Genomic DNA, 16,890 nt, shown 5'->3' on the forward strand with positions numbered 1-16,890 from the left:
GACGCCCATCATTCAGACGCACCGTGGCCGGGTTGGAAGGGACGGCCAGTCGCCCAGGCCCGGCCGCGCCGCCACAGGTCGTAGAGGCCGCCAACACCCACCGTGCCACCGATGACGCGGATGAAGCGCTCCGGATCGCGGCTCAGCGCGTCCTCGGCCAAGGCGTCCATGGTGTCCTCCAGCGCGTGGGTCAGGCGCGCGTTCAGGGTCTCGACGCGCCAGCCCTCGAACACCGCGGCGTCCACCGGCGTTCCGAAGCGGGCCAGCGCCTCCGGCGTCCGCTCGTTCCAGAACGGGTATTCGAGCGCCAGCGGCACCACCACCGCCCGCGGCGTCCGGCGCACGAGGTGCGCCAAGCCGGGCCGCAGGGCCACGGGACGCCGGCGCGGGTCGGTGAAGGCACCCTCCGCGGTGATCCACAGCATGGCGTCGGGATCGTCCAGGATGGCGCCGGCGGTGCGCAGGAAGGCGGTGGCGCCCTGTAGGCCGTTCGGCTCGATCCCGAACAGGCCGATGCGGCCGAGGAACGGGTAGCGGGCAAGCCCCGCCACGTCGATCGGCCCATAGCCCGGCCGGTCGCGGAACCGCGTGGTCGCTATGACGATCAGGAAGGCCGGGTCCCACCAGGAGGGATGGTTCAGGTAGACGATCACCGGCCGCCCGGGCGGCAGCTCCGGCCAGCCGGGCTTGGCGAGGCGGATCGCGTGGAAGTTCCGCCGCATGGCGCGCGCCATGACGCGGCCGAAGAAGCGCAGGAGGAGTGGGGAGCGGGGGGGAGTGGCTGAGTTGGGCCCCCACCCTAACCCTCCCCCACTGGCGCGGGGGAGGGAACTCCGCCGCTCCGACGACAAACTCCTCCCCCCGCGAAGTGGGGGGAGGTCGGGAGGGGAGCCCAACTCGACGCTCATTCCATCATCCCCATCACGCCACCTCCCGCCGCACCGTGCCACCCACGTTGCCGCTCATGTCCGTGTCCAACGTGTCGGCGGCGATCCAGCCGGACATCAGCACCATCGGCATGCCGGGGCCGGGGTGGGCCGCGCCGCCCGCCAGATAGAGCCCCTGCACCTCGCGGGAGCGGTTGCCGGGCTTGAAGGCGCCCATGAAGCGGCCGTGGCTGGCCAGCCCGTAGATGGCGCCGTTCAGCACGTTGTAGCGGTCGTGGATGTCCTGCGGGGTCAGCACGCGCTCCACCCGGATGCGGTCCTCCAGGTCGGGCATGCCGCCGGTGCGCTTCAGCTTGTCGAAGACCACGCGGCGGTAGTCCGGCAGCATCCGTTTCCAATCGTGGTGCGGGCGCAGGTAGGGGGTGTGGACCAGGACGTAGAGCGCCTCCCCGCCCGGCGGCGCGACATCCGGCTCCGTCCGGGCCGGGGCGGCGATGTAGCAGGTGGGGTCGGGCGCCGGTTCGCCGCGGCGGTAGATCCAGTCGAACTCCTCCTCCGGGTCGCGGGAGAAGACGAAATCGTGATGGGCCAGATGCTCGTAGGCGCGGTCGAGCCCCAGGTAGAACACAACGCCGGAGCAGGCCGGCTCGTACTTCCGGCGCTTGTTGAAGCGCTCCGCCGGGGCGCCGCGGACCAGCTCGTTGTAGGTGCGCACGCTGTCCATGTTGGACACCACGGCGGACACCGGGACGCGCTCGCCCGTCGCGGTCTCCACCCCGGTCACGCGGTCGTTCTCGACCTCGATGCGGCGGATGCCGGTGCCCGTGCGGATGTCGACACCGAGATCGCGGGCCAGCCGCTCCAGCGCCACCGGCACGGCGCGGGTGCCGCCCCGGGGGTACCAGACGCCGTCGTTGGTCTGCATGTGGGCGATGGCGCAGAGCACCGCCGGCGAGCCGTAGGGCGAGGACCCCACATACTGCGTGAAATGGTCGAGCATCTGCGCGACCCGCCCGTCGGGCACCTTGCCGCGGATGGTGCCGGCCACCGTCGTGCCCATGCGCAGGGCCAGCACGTCGGACAGGGTGGCGGCGTTCAGGGAGCGCTTGAAGTCCAGCGTGTCGGCCAGATCCTCGACCGCCTTCCAGAAGAAGAAGCGTTCGGAGATGCCGTGCAGCCGCTCCGACAGGGTCATGAAGCGGCGGTAGCCCTCCCCCGCCCCGGCGCCGGGCGCGAAGCGGTCGAGGGTGGCCGCCATGGCGTCCACATTCTCCGCGAGGTCGAGCACGCTGCCGTCCTCGAAGAAGCAGCGCCATTGCGGGTCGAGCCGGATCAGGTCCAGTTCCTTGTCCATGTCGCGCCCGGCCTCCGCGAAGATGCGGCGCAGGACGCGCGGCACGGTCAGGATGGTCGGCCCCATGTCGAAGCGGTAGCCGCCCTCCTCCAGCACCGCCGCCTTGCCGCCGAGCCAGGCGTTGCGCTCGAACAGCACGACGGAATGGCCGCGCGCGGCCAGCACCACGGCGGAGGCCAGCCCGGCCAGCCCGCCGCCGATCACCGCCACACGGTTGTTGTCCACCTTCATCAGCATCACGCCGCCTCCCGCGAATAGGCTTCTTTCGTTGGGGCTTGTCCGAGAACACCGCCGGGGGCGCCATGCTCCCCGCGCCACGGCACCGGCAGGCCGAGATCCTCCGCCAGCAGCCGGGCGGAGATGCGGGCACCCTCGAAGATCACCGGCAGGCCGCTGCCGGGATGGGTGCCGCCGCCGACCAGATAGACGCCGTCCAGATCCTCGAACCGGTTGCGCGGACGGTTGTGCAGCATCTGGCTGAGATTGTGGGCGAGGTTGAAGGTGGCGCCGCGGTGGATGTTGAAGCCGTCCGCCCAATCGACGGGGGTGATGGTGCGCTCCACCCGGATGCGCCGTTCGACGTCGCGCACGCCCAGCGCCTCCAGCCGCCGCAGCACCAGGGCGCGGTAGCGGGGAGCCTCGGCCGCCCAGTCGATGTGGCCGCGCTGGTGCCCGACGGGGACCAGCACGTAGAGGGTCGAGCAGCCCGGCGGCGCCAGCTCCGGGTCGGTGACGCAGGCGTTCTGGACGTAGAGCGACGGGCGCCGCGGCAGCTCCCGGCAGGCCTCGATCTCCGCCAGATTGCGGGCGTAGTCCTCGGCCAGCAGGATGGTGTGGTGGTCCAGTTCGTCCACCTTCCCCTCGATGCCCAGGTAGAGCATGAAGGTGGAGCAGGAGAACTTCTTGCGGGCGATCTGCGCGTCGCTCCAACGCCGGCGCAGGTCGTCGGGCACCAGCGTCGCCATGGCCTTCGCGAAATCGGCGTTGATGACCAGCCCGTCGCAGGGGTACTCCCCCTGCCCCGTCCGCACGCCGACGGCGCGGCGACCGCGGAAATCGATGTGCCGCACCGTCTCGCCCAGCCGGATCTCCACGCCCAGCTCGCGCGCCAGCCGCGCCATCGCTTCCATCACCGCGCCGCAGCCGCCGCGCGGGTGGAAGATGCCGTGCTCATGCTCCAGGAAGGACAGGATGGTGAACAGGCTGGGGCAGCGGAAGGGCGACATGCCCAGGTACTTGCTCTGGAAGGAGAAGGCCAGCCGGATGCGCGGGTCGCGGAAGTAGCGGGCGAGGTCCGCGTCGACAGAGCGGTGCGGGTTCAGCCAGCGCAGCGCCTTCAGGATCGGGCCGGAGAGCAGGTCCGCCGGGCCGTTGAAAGCCGTCTCCAGCACCGGCCGGAAAGCCTGCAGCTTCGCGCGGTTGTCGGCCAGGAAGCGCTGGAGGTTGCGCGCGTCGCCGGGGGCGAAGCGCTCGATCTCCGCCGCCAGCTTGGTCGGGTCGGCGTGAACGCGCAGGTCTCCGCCCCCTTCGAAGACCAGCCGGTAGAGCGGGTCGAGCCGGATGAGGTCCACCGTGTCGGACAGGCGCCGGCCCGCCGCGGAGAAGATTTCCTCCAGGATGCGCGGGTAGAGGAAGAAGGTCGGCCCGGTGTCGAAGCGGAACCCCTCCGCCTCCATCAGCGCGGACCGCCCACCCACCCGCTGCTGTCGTTCCAGTACCGTGACCCTGGCACCGGTCAGCGCCAGCAGGATGGCGCTGGCAAGGCCGCCGGGCCCCGCGCCGATGATGACCACGCGTCGATGCATGCCGGTCCTTCCTCCCTTGGGGATGGGCCTGGGGGATTGGCCTTGGGGATTGGCGCCCTTGGCAAACGCCGCCGTCGACCACACTGTCGAATGAATGTCGGGGATGGTTACGGACCCAGGTCACGGATGGATCACAGATTGAACCAGGGCCAAACGGATAGGGACGCCACCACCATTGGGGCGGCCGGGGCGCTGACGGCCGCCCGCGCCGCGCAAGCGGGCTGGTCCATCACGCCCGTGCGAGAGCGGTTGGCGGTGATCGCGCGCCTGCGCCGCCGGATCGCGGCGGAGGCCGACGCGCTGGTCGCGTCGCTGGCCGACCGTCCCGGCCGGACGCCGGCGGAAAGTCTGGCCGCGGAGATCCTGCCGCTGGCCGACGCCTGCCGCTTCCTGGAACGGGAGGCCGCGGCCCTGTTGAAGCCGCGCCGGCTCGGGTCGCGGGGCCGGCCCGGCTGGCTGTTCGGCATCAAGGCGGAGGTGCGGCGGGAACCGTTCGGGACCGTGCTGGTGATCGCCCCGTCCAACTACCCGCTGCTGCTTTCCGGGGTGCAGGCGGTTCAGGCGCTGGCCGCGGGGAACGCCGTCCTGGTCAAGCCGGCGCCGGGCTGCGCCGCGCCCATGGCCCTGCTCGGCCGCTGGCTGGCCGAGGCCGGCCTGCCGGAAGGGCTGTTCGCCACGCTGGGCGAAAGCCCGGCGGAGGCGGAGGCCGCCATTGACGGGGGCATGGGGGACGCGGGCGTGGACAAGGTGGTGCTGACGGGTTCCGCCGAAACCGGGCGGCGGGTGATGGCGCGGCTGGCCGACCGGCTGATCCCGGCGGCCATGGAGCTGTCGGGCAACGACGCCGTGTTCGTCCTGCCCGGCGCCAAGGTGGGCTTCGTCGCCGGCGCGCTGGCCTTCGGGCTGCGCTTCAACGGGTCGGCGACCTGCATCGCGCCGCGCCGGGTCTTCGTGACGCGGGACCGGGCGGCGGCGCTGGAGCAGGCGCTGGCGGAGCGGATCGCGACCCTGCCGACCACCCCGGTGCCCTTGCCGGTGCGCGCCCGCCTCGCCCGGCTGGTGGAGGACGCGCTCGGCAAAGGCGGGCGGCTGGTCGGGCCGGCCCCGGCCACCGACTCACCGGAGCTGGCCCCCTTCGCCATCGCCGACGCACGGCCCGGCATGGAACTGCTGGCGGAGGACGTCTTCGCCCCCGTGCTGGCGCTGGTGCCCGTTGCGGACATGGATGAGGCCCTGCGGCTGGCCGCAGCCTGCCCCTACGCCCTCGGCGCCTCGATCTTCGGGCCGGCAGTGGAGGCCCGCAGACTCGCCGCGCGAATTGATGCCGGGTCGGTGACCATCAACGACCTGATCGCCCCGACGGCCGACCCGCGCCTGCCCTTCGGCGGCCGGCACCGCAGCGGCTGGGGCGTGACGCGCGGGGCGGAGGGGTTGCTGGAGATGACCCAGGTGAAGACCGTCACGGTCAGCCCCGGCCGCTTCCGCCCGCACCACCGGCCGCTTCGCGACGGCGACGCGGCGCTGCTGAAGGCGTGGCTGCGCTTCGCCCACGGCGACCGCCCTCGGTTCTCGTTCAGCGCTTTGATTGAACGTTTCCGCTCTCGATGAAATAGCGCAAACGCAGCGTGGTCTGCCCCCCGCCCTCGCCGACGGAGAGGGCCGCGTCCGCGTAGCTGGGCGGCCCGAAGCGGATCGGCGCGTCGTTGCTGAAGCCGATGCCCTCTTTCGGCAGGCCGAAGAAGTTGCGGTCGACCTCCTCGTTGCCGTTCTCGTCCTGGAAGGCCTGGATGGCGTAGGTGCCGGGCGGGATGCCGCGCACCGTGACGGTCACCGCCCCCGCCTGTGCGGGCGCGCTCGCCGTGTAGGGGCAGCCGGGCTTCAGGAAGGTGTCCTGCGAGCAGACGGCGACCATGACCCGCCCGCGGTCGGAGTGGAGGTTGGTCACCGTGACGGCAAGGTCGGCGGCGAGGCATGGGGTGGCGAGGAGGGTCGTGAGGAGGACAGTAGCTGCGATGATGCCCCCTCCCCGACCCTCCCCCGCTGGCGCGGGAGAGGGGGCTTGGGCAACACAGCGGCAGTCCCCTCCACCTCGAAGAAGGGGAGGGTTAGGGAGGGGGCCGTGCGCCATCACGACACCGACCGCAAACCGGCTTCCACCTCCGCCATCCACGCCTTCACGCGGGCGGCGTTCACGCCGAGGTCCGACCGGCCGTAGAGGGAGCGGCTGTAGATCTTGGCGGTCGAGCGGTCCGCCCCCAGCGGCACGATCCGCACGGTGACGAGGTCCGGAAAGCGCAGCCATGGGGTCCGGACCTCGGCTTCGATCTGCTCCTCGCCGGAGGACAGCAGTCTGACGCCGTGCTTCGCGATCACCTCGGCCCAGGCGGCGCGAAGCCGGTCGGCCGGCACGGGGTAGACCGGGCTTTCGGCGTCGGCGCGGGCGCATTGGGCGGGCGGACAGACGAGATAGCGGTTGGGGGTGTCGGCGGGCTGGAGCGTCGCGAAGTCCACCGGCGCGCGGTTGCCGGGACCGAACACCGTCGCCCAGACATTGTCGCGCCCGACCACGGCGGCCAGTACGCCGTAAGCCAGCACCGGCACCGCCAGCACGATCACCAGGACCCGCAGGAAACTGCGAAGGAAACGCCTCATGAAGCCGAAACCCGCCCCGCCGCGCGACCGTTCGGCTGCGGAGCGCCGTCCGAGTCGGCCAGTGCGCGGGCCCGCGGGTCCGCCTGCACCGCCCGGGTCGCCAGCCGCGCGCGGTCCTGCGCCACCCGGAAGGAGTCGAGAAGCACGCGCGCCTCCGTCCGTTCCTGGGCGTCGCGCCGGGCCTCCGCGGTCTCCGACGCCGCGATCTTGCCGGCGGTCGAGCGTTGGGTCTCGCTGTAGCCGAACAGGCCGGGCTCCCAGCGCTTCAGGTTCGCGTAGGCCGCCGCGCGCGCGGGTCCCTCCGCCGTGGCCTGCATGTCCGCCCAAACGCGGCGCGCGGCGCTCAACTCGTCGGCCAGCACCTGCTCCGGCGAGCGCGGAGGTGCGGCTGGCGGCCGGTGCAGGCGGCTGCGCGCGGCCTTCAGCGCGACGGTCAGGTCAGGATCGTCACGCCAGCGCCGCGCCTCCGCGGTGGCGTCGCGCCACGTCTCCACAAGCCGTTCCGGTCCAGGCGATTCGTCCCATGGCGTCAACATCATGGCCCCTCCCCTGTCGCAAGGGTCCCCCGAAGAGCCCTCCTTTGGACGCAATTAGGCCATATTTCGCCAAAGACCAGAGCCGGGGGGCGCGGTAACCCCGAGTATGCCCTCAGTTCTCGCCCTTACCCAGCAGATAGTCGATGTCGCCGCCGTCCAGGGCACTCACAAGGCCCGTTCCTTCGATCGTCGCGTCCGAAAGGTTGCCCTTGCGGCGCTGGAGGTCGAGAATCCGCTCCTCCACCGTGTTCGCGGCGATGAGTTTGTAGACGAAAACCGGTTTGTCTTGGCCGATTCGGTAGGCGCGGTCGGTCGCCTGGTCCTCGGCGGCCGGGTTCCACCAGGGGTCGTAGTGGATGACCGTGTCGGCGGCGGTCAGGTTCAGGCCGCGCCCGCCGGCCTTCAGGCTGATCAGGAAGACCGGCACCTCGCGGTTCTGGAAGCGGTTCACCGGCTCCGCCCGGTCGAGCGTCCGGCCGGTCAGCTCCACATAGGGGATCTTCGCGTCCTCCAGCTTGCCTTTGATGAGGTCGAGCATGGAGGTGAACTGCGAGAAGATCAGGATGCGCCGGCCTTCCGGCACCATCTCCAGCACCATGTCGGTCAGGGCGTCGAGCTTGGCGCTCTCCTTCACCCGGCCGGCGGCGGGGATCTTCACCAGCCGCGGGTCGCAGCAGACCTGCCGCAGCTTCAGCAGCGCGTCGATGATCGTGATGGCGTTGCGCGACACGCCGCTGACCGCCAGCGCCGCCCGCACCGTCTCGTTCACCGACAGGCGGATGGTTTCGTAGAGGTCGCGCTGTGCCGGTTCCAGGTCGATGCGGACCACCACCTCCGTCTTCGGGGGCAGTTCCTTCGCAACGGCCTCCTTGGTGCGGCGCAGCAGGAAGGGGCGGATGCGGCGCATCAGCGACTTGGCCCGCGTGCCGTCGCCGCGCTTCTCGATCGGCGTGCGGTAGCGCTTCCCGAACTCCTTGCGGTCGCCGAGCAGGCCGGGCATCAGGAAGGCGAACTGGCTCCACAGCTCGCCCAGGTTGTTCTCCACCGGGGTGCCGGACAGGCAGAGCCGGTTGCGGGCGTTCAGCGCGCAGACCGCGCGCGTGGCCTTGCTGTCCGGGTTCTTGATGGCCTGGGCCTCGTCCAGGATCAGCATGTGCCAGGTCTGGCGCTTCAGCATTTCCACGTCGCGCCCGACCACGCCGTAGGTGGTCACCACGATGTGGGCGCGGTCGAGGTCGCCCAGCTTCTCGTGCCGGTCCAGCCCGTGCAGCACGACCACCCGCAGGTGCGGCGTGAAGCGCCCGGCCTCCGCCACCCAGTTGGGCACGAGGCTGGTCGGCACCACGACGAGGCAGGGGTCGGTCAGGCGGCCTTCCGCGTGCTCCGTCGCGATGTGGGCCAGCGTCTGGGCGGTCTTGCCCAGGCCCATGTCGTCGGCCAGGATGCCGGCCACCTTGTTCGACCGCAGCGACTGCATCCAGGCGAGGCCAACGCGCTGGTAGTCGCGCAGCGTGCCCTGGAAGGCCGCGGGCGGGTCCATCTCCGCCGGCAGTTCCTGCTCCTGCAGGGTGCGCAGGTAGCGGTCGATCTGGGCGGTGTCCTCGGTGCGCCGGGCGATCAGGTCGTCGATGTCCAGCAGCCCGTCGGCCTCGGCCAGCGGCACCTTCAGCGTGTCGTCGATGCGCCGGCCGCTGCCCAGCATCGCCTCCAGCACGCTCATCAGCCGCTCGACGCGCTCCGCCGGCAGGGCCAGCACGTTGCCGTCGTCCAGCACCAGATGGGCGCGCCCTTCGATGACGCGGGTGGCCTCCATGCCGCCGCGCTCGATCAGCGTCGCCAGGATCGGCAACAGGGCGCGGCGCTGCCCGTCGATCTCCACGCCGACGTCCAGGTCGAACCAGCCGTCGCCGGCGTCGCGCACGGCGACCGCCACCTCGTCGCCGGCCTCCACCACCTTGGTGCCGAAGTCGGCGCCGACCTCGACGATCCAGCCCTCCTTGCGCAGGGCGGCGACCTCCGTGGCGAGGAAGGCGGACCAGCGCTCCTCCGCGTCCTTGCCGGTCAGCCAGTGCACGCGGGTGCCGCGCGCGTTCAGCTGGCCGCGCGGCGCCTCGATGCGCCCCTGCGCGAAGCCGAAGGCGGCGAGGCGGTCGAGCGCCCCCTGCTCCAGCGCCTTGTCGCGGCGCACGAAGACGGCGCCGCCGGGCTCCTCCACGCGGGCGAACTGGCGCTGGTCATCGGGCTCGATCTCCGACGGGGAGCCCTCCTCGCCATAGTCGAAGGCAAGCCGCAGCACATCCACCAGCCCGCCGTCCGGCGACACCACGCGGCCGAGCCGGGCCACGATGCGCGGGTCGCGCTCCACGATGGTCGCGGCGGCGTCGGACCCCATGCGGATTCCCGACGGCATGGAGGCGGACAGCGACGGCGCCATCGGGATCGTCGGCCGCTCCGGCGCCGGAGATGCCGCGGCCGGGGCGGCCCCCCGGGGCTTCGGCACCTCGACGACCTGAAGCTCGACGGGCGAGACCGTGCCACCCTTGGGGTCCACGCACCAGTAGGTCTGGCCCTTGATGAGCGTCCCGCCCTCCGGCAGGCCGGTCGGGCGCAGCTTGCGCGTCGCCGGGTCGCGGAAGGCGCGGACCGTGCGGGACGGCCCCTCCGCCAGCACGGCGCCGCCGCGCCAGCGCAGCCGCCCGGTGCCGAGCAGCCGGCGCAGCACGCGGTCCACCGCGTCGCCGCGGCTCTTGGCGACCGGCGTGCGCACCACCCCGCCGCCGCCGAGCAGGCGGGCGACGGCGCGGTCCACGTCGCCGTCCAGGCTGCGCGGCGCGCGGGCCATCACGTCGCGCGGGCTGGCGGGGGTGGAGACGTTCTCCCCCTCCACCGCGATAATGGCGGAGACGAACATGGCCACGTCCTCCTTCCCCGGCTCCAGCGTCCAGAGGACGCTCAGCACCGGGTCGGGCGGCGGCGGCGGCGGTGGTGGAGGCGGCGGGGCGGCGCGCGGAGGTTCGGGCGCGGGGGCCGGAGGCGCCGGGGAGGTCGGGGAAGCCGGCAGGCTGGACGGCGCCGGGCCGGGCGCCGGCTCAGGCGGTGGATCGAACAGCGACATCTGCCGCGCCTCCGGCCGCGCGTCGAGCGCCATCAGCGCCGCCGCCGCCATGTGCGCGCAGGCGTTGCGCCCGCAGGTGCAGCTCTTGTCGAACACCACCCGGCTGCGCCCGCGCACCGGCGTGACGGTGACCGACAGGTGGCGGCCGAGGTCGGCCACCGTCGCCTCGATCCGGCCCTCCGCCTCGGACAGGGTCACCGCCTTGGTCAGGATGAGCGTGCGCCCCCGCTGCAACGTCTTCGCATCGAAGACGCGCGCCAGATCCTCCTGGGTGAAGGGGACCATGGCGGTTCCGGCTGGGACGGTTCCGGTTGGGGCGGTTCCGGTTGGGACGGTTCCGGGCGCCGTTGCGCGCGGAGGGGAGTCGAATAGCGACATGACCCTGAGGAAGGCAGCGGAAGGGCGGGCGGCGGATGGGTGGATGCGGACGGAACGGGACGTGAACGGGGGCGTGGGTATAGTCGGACACCATGCCTCTCCGCAACCCCGCTCTCAACCCTGAACCGGCCGTGAAGGAGAAACATTCCGGTTGCCAAATAGCCGCCGGGCCTCGCCGGCACGGCGGGAAGTGCCGTCAAGACAAGCGAAGGCCGGGCGTGGATGAAGCGCCCGGCCCCTCAAAAGCTTATCGCGGAAGCAGGCTGTCCAGCGGCGACACCGGCCCGCACAGGACATCGTCCTGGCGCAGGAGCATGGCGATGTGCTTCAGCATCGGCTCCGCCGTGGTTCGGTTGCCGAAGGTCACGGCCCCCGCGCCGAGCAGCAGGACCGCCACCGCCAGCAGGGGTGCCACGACCAGCGGGGACGACGGCCACCGCCACGGCGAAGGCGACAGGGGCGGCGGCGCTTGCCCGACCGTCACCTCCGCGGCCTGCGCCCGGGCGATCCGGGCGAGGCCCTGCGCGAAGGCCGCCACCGCCAGCCCGCCCAGCGCGAGGCCGACCGTCACCTCCGTCACCGAATGGCTGCGCAGGATGACCCGGGACACCGCCACCCCGGCGACGACGCCGAACACCGCCAGCAGGAAGGCGTTCCGCCGCCAACCCTCGACATGGCGCGCGACCACCACGCCGACCGCCCCGTAGACGGCGGCGCTGAGCGCCGCGTGCCCGCTGGGGCTGGTCAGCCGGTCGTCGAGGAAATGGACGTTGCAGGCGTGGCCGGCGATCTTCAGCAGCATCACGACCGCCACCATGAGGGCCAGCGCCGCGACCCAGCCCGCCGCGGCCTTCACCGAATGGCGGCGCCACAGCACGGCGGCCAGCACGCCGGACACCGGCAGCACCACGGGCGCGCTGCCGAGAAGCGTGACGGCCTTGTTCAACGCGATGAACATGCGCCCCTACCGCTTTCCAATCACTTGCGCCCGCATCACCGCGCCCTCGATCACCGCACCCGGACCAGCATGCCTTCCTGGTAGTTCCAGGCGGCGGTGCCCTTCGCGGCGGCGCGCTTGCCGTCGGTCCCCTTGCCGTCAATAACGGGCATGGAGACGGTCAGGGTCCGGTCGGCCATGGCGACCTGCGGCGCCTCGCTGCACGTCCCGAAGGGCAGCGAGACGGTGGGCTTCGCCGCGGTCAGGTCCAGCACGCGGAACCGCGCGGCGCAGCCGCCGTCGGCGCTCTGCCGCAGCAGGACCAGCCAGCGGCCCTGGAGGTTGTAGGCGTTGACGAAGGCGAAGGAGGCGCCGTCGCGGTCCTCGTACACCACCTTGTCGTTGACCACGACCTGCATGACCTTCGGCGCCGCCTGCACCAGCTGGACGGTCTCCTCGCCGACGGCCGCCGACAGCAGGATGTCCGCGGCGCGGGCACCGTCGGAACCGACCATCACCCCGGCCGCAAACAGGCCGGCCGCCATCGCCGTCAGACCCGCAAGCCTGGTCGCCACCGCCTTCATCACCATGCCAATCCCCTGAACTCCTCAAGTCACGGCGTGATCGCCCCGCCGCAAGGTAGGACGGCCGCCATCCGATCGAAAGTCCGCCAATCGGCGGAGCCCTCAGTTCCAGCAACTATGGCCAGGAACTATGGTCCTTTCAGAAATCTCGCTCCAGGGGCAAAATTTTGGTTGCCTTCCGATCCAGGCCCCATTAAAAAGCGCGCCTACCGCGGACGGCAACGCCGGACGCCGCGGCAGAGGGAAGCGCCCGTAGCTCAGCTGGATAGAGCACCAGACTACGAATCTGGGGGTCAGGAGTTCGAATCTCTTCGGGCGCGCCACTCTCTCCTTTTTTAAGAATTCCGCAAAAAAACCACCGCCTGCTTCGCTTCGGCTGGATCGTCCGATCCCGCGGCGCGATGCCGGGCTTTTCGTGCTTGGGCGTTCGGCGCCTCTGCGATCAGCTCTGGGCCGGAACGGCGCCTTCCGGCTCCGGCCGCTCGCGCAGGCGGGTCACGCCGAACAGGGCGGCGGTGGCACAGGCCATGACGTACAAGGCCGGCGACATGGGGCTGCCCGAGACGCTGATCAGCCAGGTCACGACGAAGGGCGCGAAGCCGCCGAAGATCGACACCCCGACGCTGTAGACGACCGACAGTCCGGTCGCCCGAACGCCGCGCGGAAAATTCTCCATCACCATGATCAGGCAGGATCCGGACCCCGCCGCGTTGAAGCCGATCAGCACCACGAAGGCGACGAGCGCCGCCGTCGCGCTCTGCGTCTGGACGACGACCCAGAAGGCCGGGTAGGTCAGCACCGCGGTTCCCAGCCAGGACCAGAAGACGAAGGGCCGGCGGCGTCCCAGCCGGTCCGACAGGCGGCCGGCCAGTGGTGCCACGATCAGCAGGGTCGCGCCGGCGAAGCACCCCGCCAGGAAGGCGCTCTGCGGCGGCAGGGCGATCGTTTTGATCAGGTAGGTCGGCATGTAGTAGATGTTGACGTAGGTCGACGCCGTCCCGCCCATGATCATCAGCACCCCGGCGAACAGCGTGCGGCCGTGCCCGGACACCAGATCCCGCAGGACCACGGTCCGCCGCCCTCCCCCCACGGCCGTTTCCGGCAGCGTCCAGCGGACATAGAGGCCGACGGGGATGATCAGCAGCCCGACCAGGAACGGGATGCGCCACGCCCCCGCCTCCAGCGCGCCCGGCGGCAGCGCGGTCGTCAGGATGTAGCCGCTGAGCGCGCCGCACAGCGCCGCCGCACCCTGGCTGGCCATCTGCCAGCTGACGCGCAGCCCGCGGCCGGACGGACGGCCCATCTCCATCAGCAGCGTCGTCGCGACGCCGATCTCCCCGCCCGCCGAGAAGCCCTGGAGGCACCGCCCGACGACGATGGCCGCGGGGGCCAGCAGGCCGATGTCGGCGTAGGTCGGACACAGGCCGATCAGCAGCGTGCCCAGCGCCATCAGGGAGATGGTCATCACCAGCGCCGGCTTGCGGCCGGCCCGGTCGGCGTAGGCGCCGATCACGATCCCGCCCAGGGGACGGACGACGAAGCCGATGCCGAAGGTCAGCAGCGCCAGGAGAAACGGACCGAACTCCGACTGGACGGGGAAGAACAGCTTGCCGATCGTCAGCGAGAAGAAGCTGTAAACAGTGAAATCGTAGATCTCGATGGCGTTGCCCAAGGACAGCGCCAGCACCGTCGCGAACCGGGACGGCGGCCTCAAACGGCCATCGGCTTCGTTCATCCCACGCGTCGGTATCGTCAAGACCGCTCACCGTAAACCATCGTTCCGCCAGCCGCGCCGGAGAGCCGGCACGGGGCCAAGCTCACGCCAGCCCATAAAAAGGCTAATGGCTTATGAGGATTGGACAAACGACATTTTTCCACCCATTCCGGACATAATAGGTCTTGCGTGCCGGAACGTGCGCCGGATTCACCGTGGTCCCGGCACCCTATACCGAGGTATGAATGGCGCGGTTTTCTTCCGGTTGCTGTTATATCGCGCAGGCGTTGACGATGGTCGGCGGGGCACGCCTTGGCTGGAGTGAGATGTTGTGCGGACGGTTCCTACGATTTGCGTCGTCGATGATGATGAGAATGTCCGGGACAGCCTCGACAGCCTCCTGCGCTCGGTCGGCATGAAGGTCTGCACCTTCCCGTCAGCCGAAGATTTCATCTCCTACACGGGGCGGACCGACTGCCTGATCACCGACCTGAACATGGACGGCATGGACGGGTTGGATCTGCAGGCCGCGTTGCGCCAGAGGGGATGCACCTTCCCGATCATCCTGATGACGGCGTTCCCGACGCCGGTCGTCCGCAACCGGTCGCTCGACCTCGGCGCCTCGGCCTTCCTGACCAAGCCGCTCGATCCGGAAGACCTGCTCAACTCGGTGGAGTCCGCCGTCGAGCCAAGCAGCCATTAGGAGAGGGACCGGGCGACACGCCCCCGCACGGTCCTGACGTCCCGGTCAGGATTTCAAGAACAATGCCCCTGCGCAGTTTGCCGCACCCTGGGCCGGCTGGTACGATCACGTGGGTGGGGGAGCGCAGACTCGTGGAGACCACATGGCCAGCAGCATTCAGGAGAACAGGGACGCGTTGGTCTGCGTGATCGACGACGACGCGGACGTCCGCAGCGCGATGGACAGCCTGCTGCGCTCGGTCGGGTACGACGTGCTGACTTTCGCCTCTCCGGAGGATTATCTCGCCAGCGACGCGGTCGACGCCGCCGCCTGCCTGATGCTCGACATCTGGCTGGATGGCGCCGACGGGCTGGATTTCCAGCGCGCCCTGGTGGAGAACGCCGTCAAGGTCCCGGTCGTCCTGATGTCCGGCCAGGGCGACATTCCCATGACCGTCCGCGGCATGAAGGCCGGCGCGGTCAATTTCCTGATCAAGCCCTTCACCGAGGAGGGCGTCCTGGCGGCGGTCGGCGAGGCCGTGGAGCGGGACCGCAAGCGCCGGGCCGAAACGAGCCAGGACGACGGCATCCGCACGCTCTACGCCAAGCTGACCCCCCGCGAACGCGACGTCATGTCCCTGGTGACCGCCGGGCTGATGAACAAGCAGATCGCCGGGCGCCTGGAGCTGAGCGAGGTGACGGTCAAGATCCACCGCGGCAACCTGATGCGGAAGATGAACGCGCAGTCCCTGGCCGACCTCGTCCGCATGGCCGAAACGCTGGGCGTGCGCGAACGGTCGGTGACCCGCTACGGCGCGACGGGCTGATCGACACCCGACCCTTTTGCAATCGGAAGGGTGAAGGCGATGGTGGCGCCCGTCGGGCCGTTGCGCCCGCACAGCCGCCCGCCATGCTCCTCGACGATCGTCTTGCAGATGGACAGGCCCAGCCCCATGCCCTCGGCCTTGGTGGAGAAGAAGGGCTGGAAGATGCGCGGCAGCACGTCCTCCGGAATGCCGGGGCCGGTGTCGGAAATGGAGACGGTTACGAAATCCGGATCCTCGACGGCGGCGCTGATGGCGATCCGCCGCTCCGGCCCGGTGAAGCCGTTCATCGCCTGGATGGCGTTGAAGGCGATGTTGACGATCACCTGCTGGATCCGGGTCCGGTCCCCCAGCACCATCGGCGTGCCCGGGGGGATGTCGATGCCGATGGTGACCTTCTGGCGGTAGGCCTCGTGGTCGATCAGCGCGATGGCGTCGGCGACGCAGTCCTGCGGCCTCAGCTGGGTTGGGACCAGATCCGCCCGCCGGGCGAAAGCCCGCATCTTCGCCACGATTTCCACGGCGTGCCGGCTGCTGGCGGTGATGCGGGCCAGGCTGGCCGCGACCTCCTCCAGGTTCGGCGTCTCGCGGGCGAGCCAGCGCGAGGCCGCCGCGGCGTGGCCGGCGATGGAGACCAGCGGCTGCGACACCTCGTGCGTCAGCGACGCTGACAGCTCTCCCACCAGCGACAGCCGCCCGGCGTGGCTGAGGTTCGTCTGCGCGGTCAGCAGCTGCGCCTGCACGCGCTTCAGCTCGGTCGTGTCGACGGCGAAGAAGTAAAGGTGATCGAACCCCTCGGACGTGGCCGGTAGGCTGGCCCGCCACAGGATGGGGACGGCGCGGCCGTCCGCCACCTGCAGCACCCGCTCCCCCTGGCAGACCGTCTCGCCGTGGGCCATGGCCATCAGCACCTGGGTGTTGCTGGCCCGGTTGGCCGGAAGCAGCCGGTTCGATTCCCGCAGGAAGGTGTCCTTGTCGTCGTAGCCGAAGAGGTCGAGCGCCGCCCGGTTGGCGTCGAGCACGCGGTGCGTGCGGCGCACCTCCTGGATGAAGTCGGGGTTGGCGTCCAGGAACCCGGCGAAATCATCGACGCCCCCGGCGATGACCTCGTCGACCGCCTTCTTCACGCCCGACCAGTCCTCGCAGAGGATGGCGATGGGGGAGATGTAGAAGACGTCGGAATGGTTGATGTCCATAGTCCTTGCTTCTTGCTTCCCTGCCATCGGCGGCACCCGCGGCCGACTCATATCAAAGTATGCGGTGCCCGGTCGAGCGCCGCAATTCCCGGCCTTTTCCGCGGCCGGACCGGCCATGGCGGAGGGCCGTAATACCTAGGGATGGATCACAAGCCCAGGCGTGTCGAGCAAGACTGAATCGCTGCCCAAGCCGGGACGCGCACGGACATCGGCTTGGGAAATACAGC

14 protein-coding genes and 1 tRNA gene are annotated in these 16,890 nt (G+C 70.7%); 4 read left to right on the plus strand and 11 right to left on the minus strand.

Annotated elements, in window-relative coordinates:
* Positions 1-8: 8 nt before the first annotated feature.
* From J2851_RS08825 to crtI, 3 genes are all read right to left on the minus strand, one after another.
* A complete protein-coding gene (locus J2851_RS08825; protein WP_246500521.1) occupies positions 9-722 on the minus strand; it encodes a lysophospholipid acyltransferase family protein in 714 nt (237 codons plus the stop codon).
* A gap of 199 nt (positions 723-921) precedes the next feature.
* The gene (locus J2851_RS08830; protein ID WP_246500522.1) at positions 922-2,478 is read right to left on the minus strand and encodes a phytoene desaturase family protein; all 1,557 of its coding nucleotides are present in this window, start codon (positions 2,476-2,478) and stop codon (positions 922-924) included.
* Complete coding sequence (gene crtI / locus J2851_RS08835; protein ID WP_209765824.1) at positions 2,478-4,046, minus strand: phytoene desaturase family protein; 1,569 nt, start codon at positions 4,044-4,046, stop codon at positions 2,478-2,480. Before crtI ends, J2851_RS08830 begins: the two co-directional genes overlap by 1 nt.
* 126 nt (positions 4,047-4,172) lie before the next feature.
* On the opposite strand from crtI, the gene J2851_RS08840 reads away from it, so the two are divergent.
* Entirely contained in the window at positions 4,173-5,654 is a 1,482-nt protein-coding gene (locus J2851_RS08840; protein ID WP_209765826.1) for an aldehyde dehydrogenase family protein, read from the plus strand.
* Here J2851_RS08840 and J2851_RS36290 read toward each other — a convergent pair.
* From J2851_RS36290 to J2851_RS08870, 6 genes are all read right to left on the minus strand, one after another.
* Positions 5,620-5,991 (minus strand): DUF2141 domain-containing protein, encoded by a 372-nt coding sequence (locus J2851_RS36290; protein WP_307419318.1) that lies wholly within the window; start codon positions 5,989-5,991, stop codon positions 5,620-5,622. The genes J2851_RS08840 and J2851_RS36290 overlap by 35 nt on opposite strands.
* A 182-nt stretch (positions 5,992-6,173) precedes the next feature.
* Positions 6,174-6,698, minus strand: coding sequence for a DUF1499 domain-containing protein (locus tag J2851_RS08850; protein WP_209765830.1), 525 nt, complete (start codon positions 6,696-6,698; stop codon positions 6,174-6,176).
* Positions 6,695-7,237 (minus strand): hypothetical protein, encoded by a 543-nt coding sequence (locus J2851_RS08855; RefSeq protein WP_209765832.1) that lies wholly within the window; start codon positions 7,235-7,237, stop codon positions 6,695-6,697. The genes J2851_RS08850 and J2851_RS08855 overlap by 4 nt, the downstream gene beginning before the upstream one ends.
* 109 nt (positions 7,238-7,346) lie before the next feature.
* Complete coding sequence (locus J2851_RS08860; RefSeq protein ID WP_246500523.1) at positions 7,347-10,634, minus strand: DEAD/DEAH box helicase; 3,288 nt, start codon at positions 10,632-10,634, stop codon at positions 7,347-7,349.
* Between the two features lie 340 nt (positions 10,635-10,974).
* The gene (locus tag J2851_RS08865) at positions 10,975-11,685 is read right to left on the minus strand and encodes a phosphatase PAP2 family protein (RefSeq protein WP_209765836.1); all 711 of its coding nucleotides are present in this window, start codon (positions 11,683-11,685) and stop codon (positions 10,975-10,977) included.
* Between the two features lie 50 nt (positions 11,686-11,735).
* Positions 11,736-12,254: a hypothetical protein gene (locus J2851_RS08870; RefSeq protein WP_209765838.1), complete on the minus strand. Its 519-nt coding sequence runs from the start codon at positions 12,252-12,254 to the stop codon at positions 11,736-11,738.
* Positions 12,255-12,494: 240 nt separating this feature from the next.
* Here J2851_RS08870 and J2851_RS08875 point away from each other — a divergent pair.
* Positions 12,495-12,571, plus strand: a tRNA-Arg gene (locus J2851_RS08875).
* A 119-nt stretch (positions 12,572-12,690) separates the two neighbouring features.
* Here J2851_RS08875 and J2851_RS08880 read toward each other — a convergent pair.
* Complete coding sequence (locus J2851_RS08880) at positions 12,691-13,983, minus strand: MFS transporter (RefSeq protein ID WP_209765840.1); 1,293 nt, start codon at positions 13,981-13,983, stop codon at positions 12,691-12,693.
* Positions 13,984-14,293: 310 nt separating this feature from the next.
* On the opposite strand from J2851_RS08880, the gene J2851_RS08885 reads away from it, so the two are divergent.
* Both J2851_RS08885 and J2851_RS08890 read left to right on the plus strand, forming a co-directional pair.
* A complete protein-coding gene (locus J2851_RS08885; RefSeq protein ID WP_209765842.1) occupies positions 14,294-14,665 on the plus strand; it encodes a response regulator transcription factor in 372 nt (123 codons plus the stop codon).
* Between the two features lie 142 nt (positions 14,666-14,807).
* Positions 14,808-15,470: a response regulator transcription factor gene (locus tag J2851_RS08890; RefSeq protein WP_209765843.1), complete on the plus strand. Its 663-nt coding sequence runs from the start codon at positions 14,808-14,810 to the stop codon at positions 15,468-15,470.
* Here the strand turns inward: J2851_RS08890 and J2851_RS08895 are convergent.
* Positions 15,452-16,663 carry a sensor histidine kinase gene (locus J2851_RS08895; protein WP_209765844.1) on the minus strand — a complete coding sequence of 404 codons (1,212 nt, stop codon included), beginning with the start codon at positions 16,661-16,663 and terminating at the stop codon, positions 15,452-15,454. The two genes, J2851_RS08890 and J2851_RS08895, sit on opposite strands and share 19 nt — an antisense overlap.
* Between the last annotated feature and the right edge of the window lie 227 nt (positions 16,664-16,890).

The organism is Azospirillum rugosum (genome assembly GCF_017876155.1).
Classification (GTDB): domain Bacteria; phylum Pseudomonadota; class Alphaproteobacteria; order Azospirillales; family Azospirillaceae; genus Azospirillum; species Azospirillum rugosum.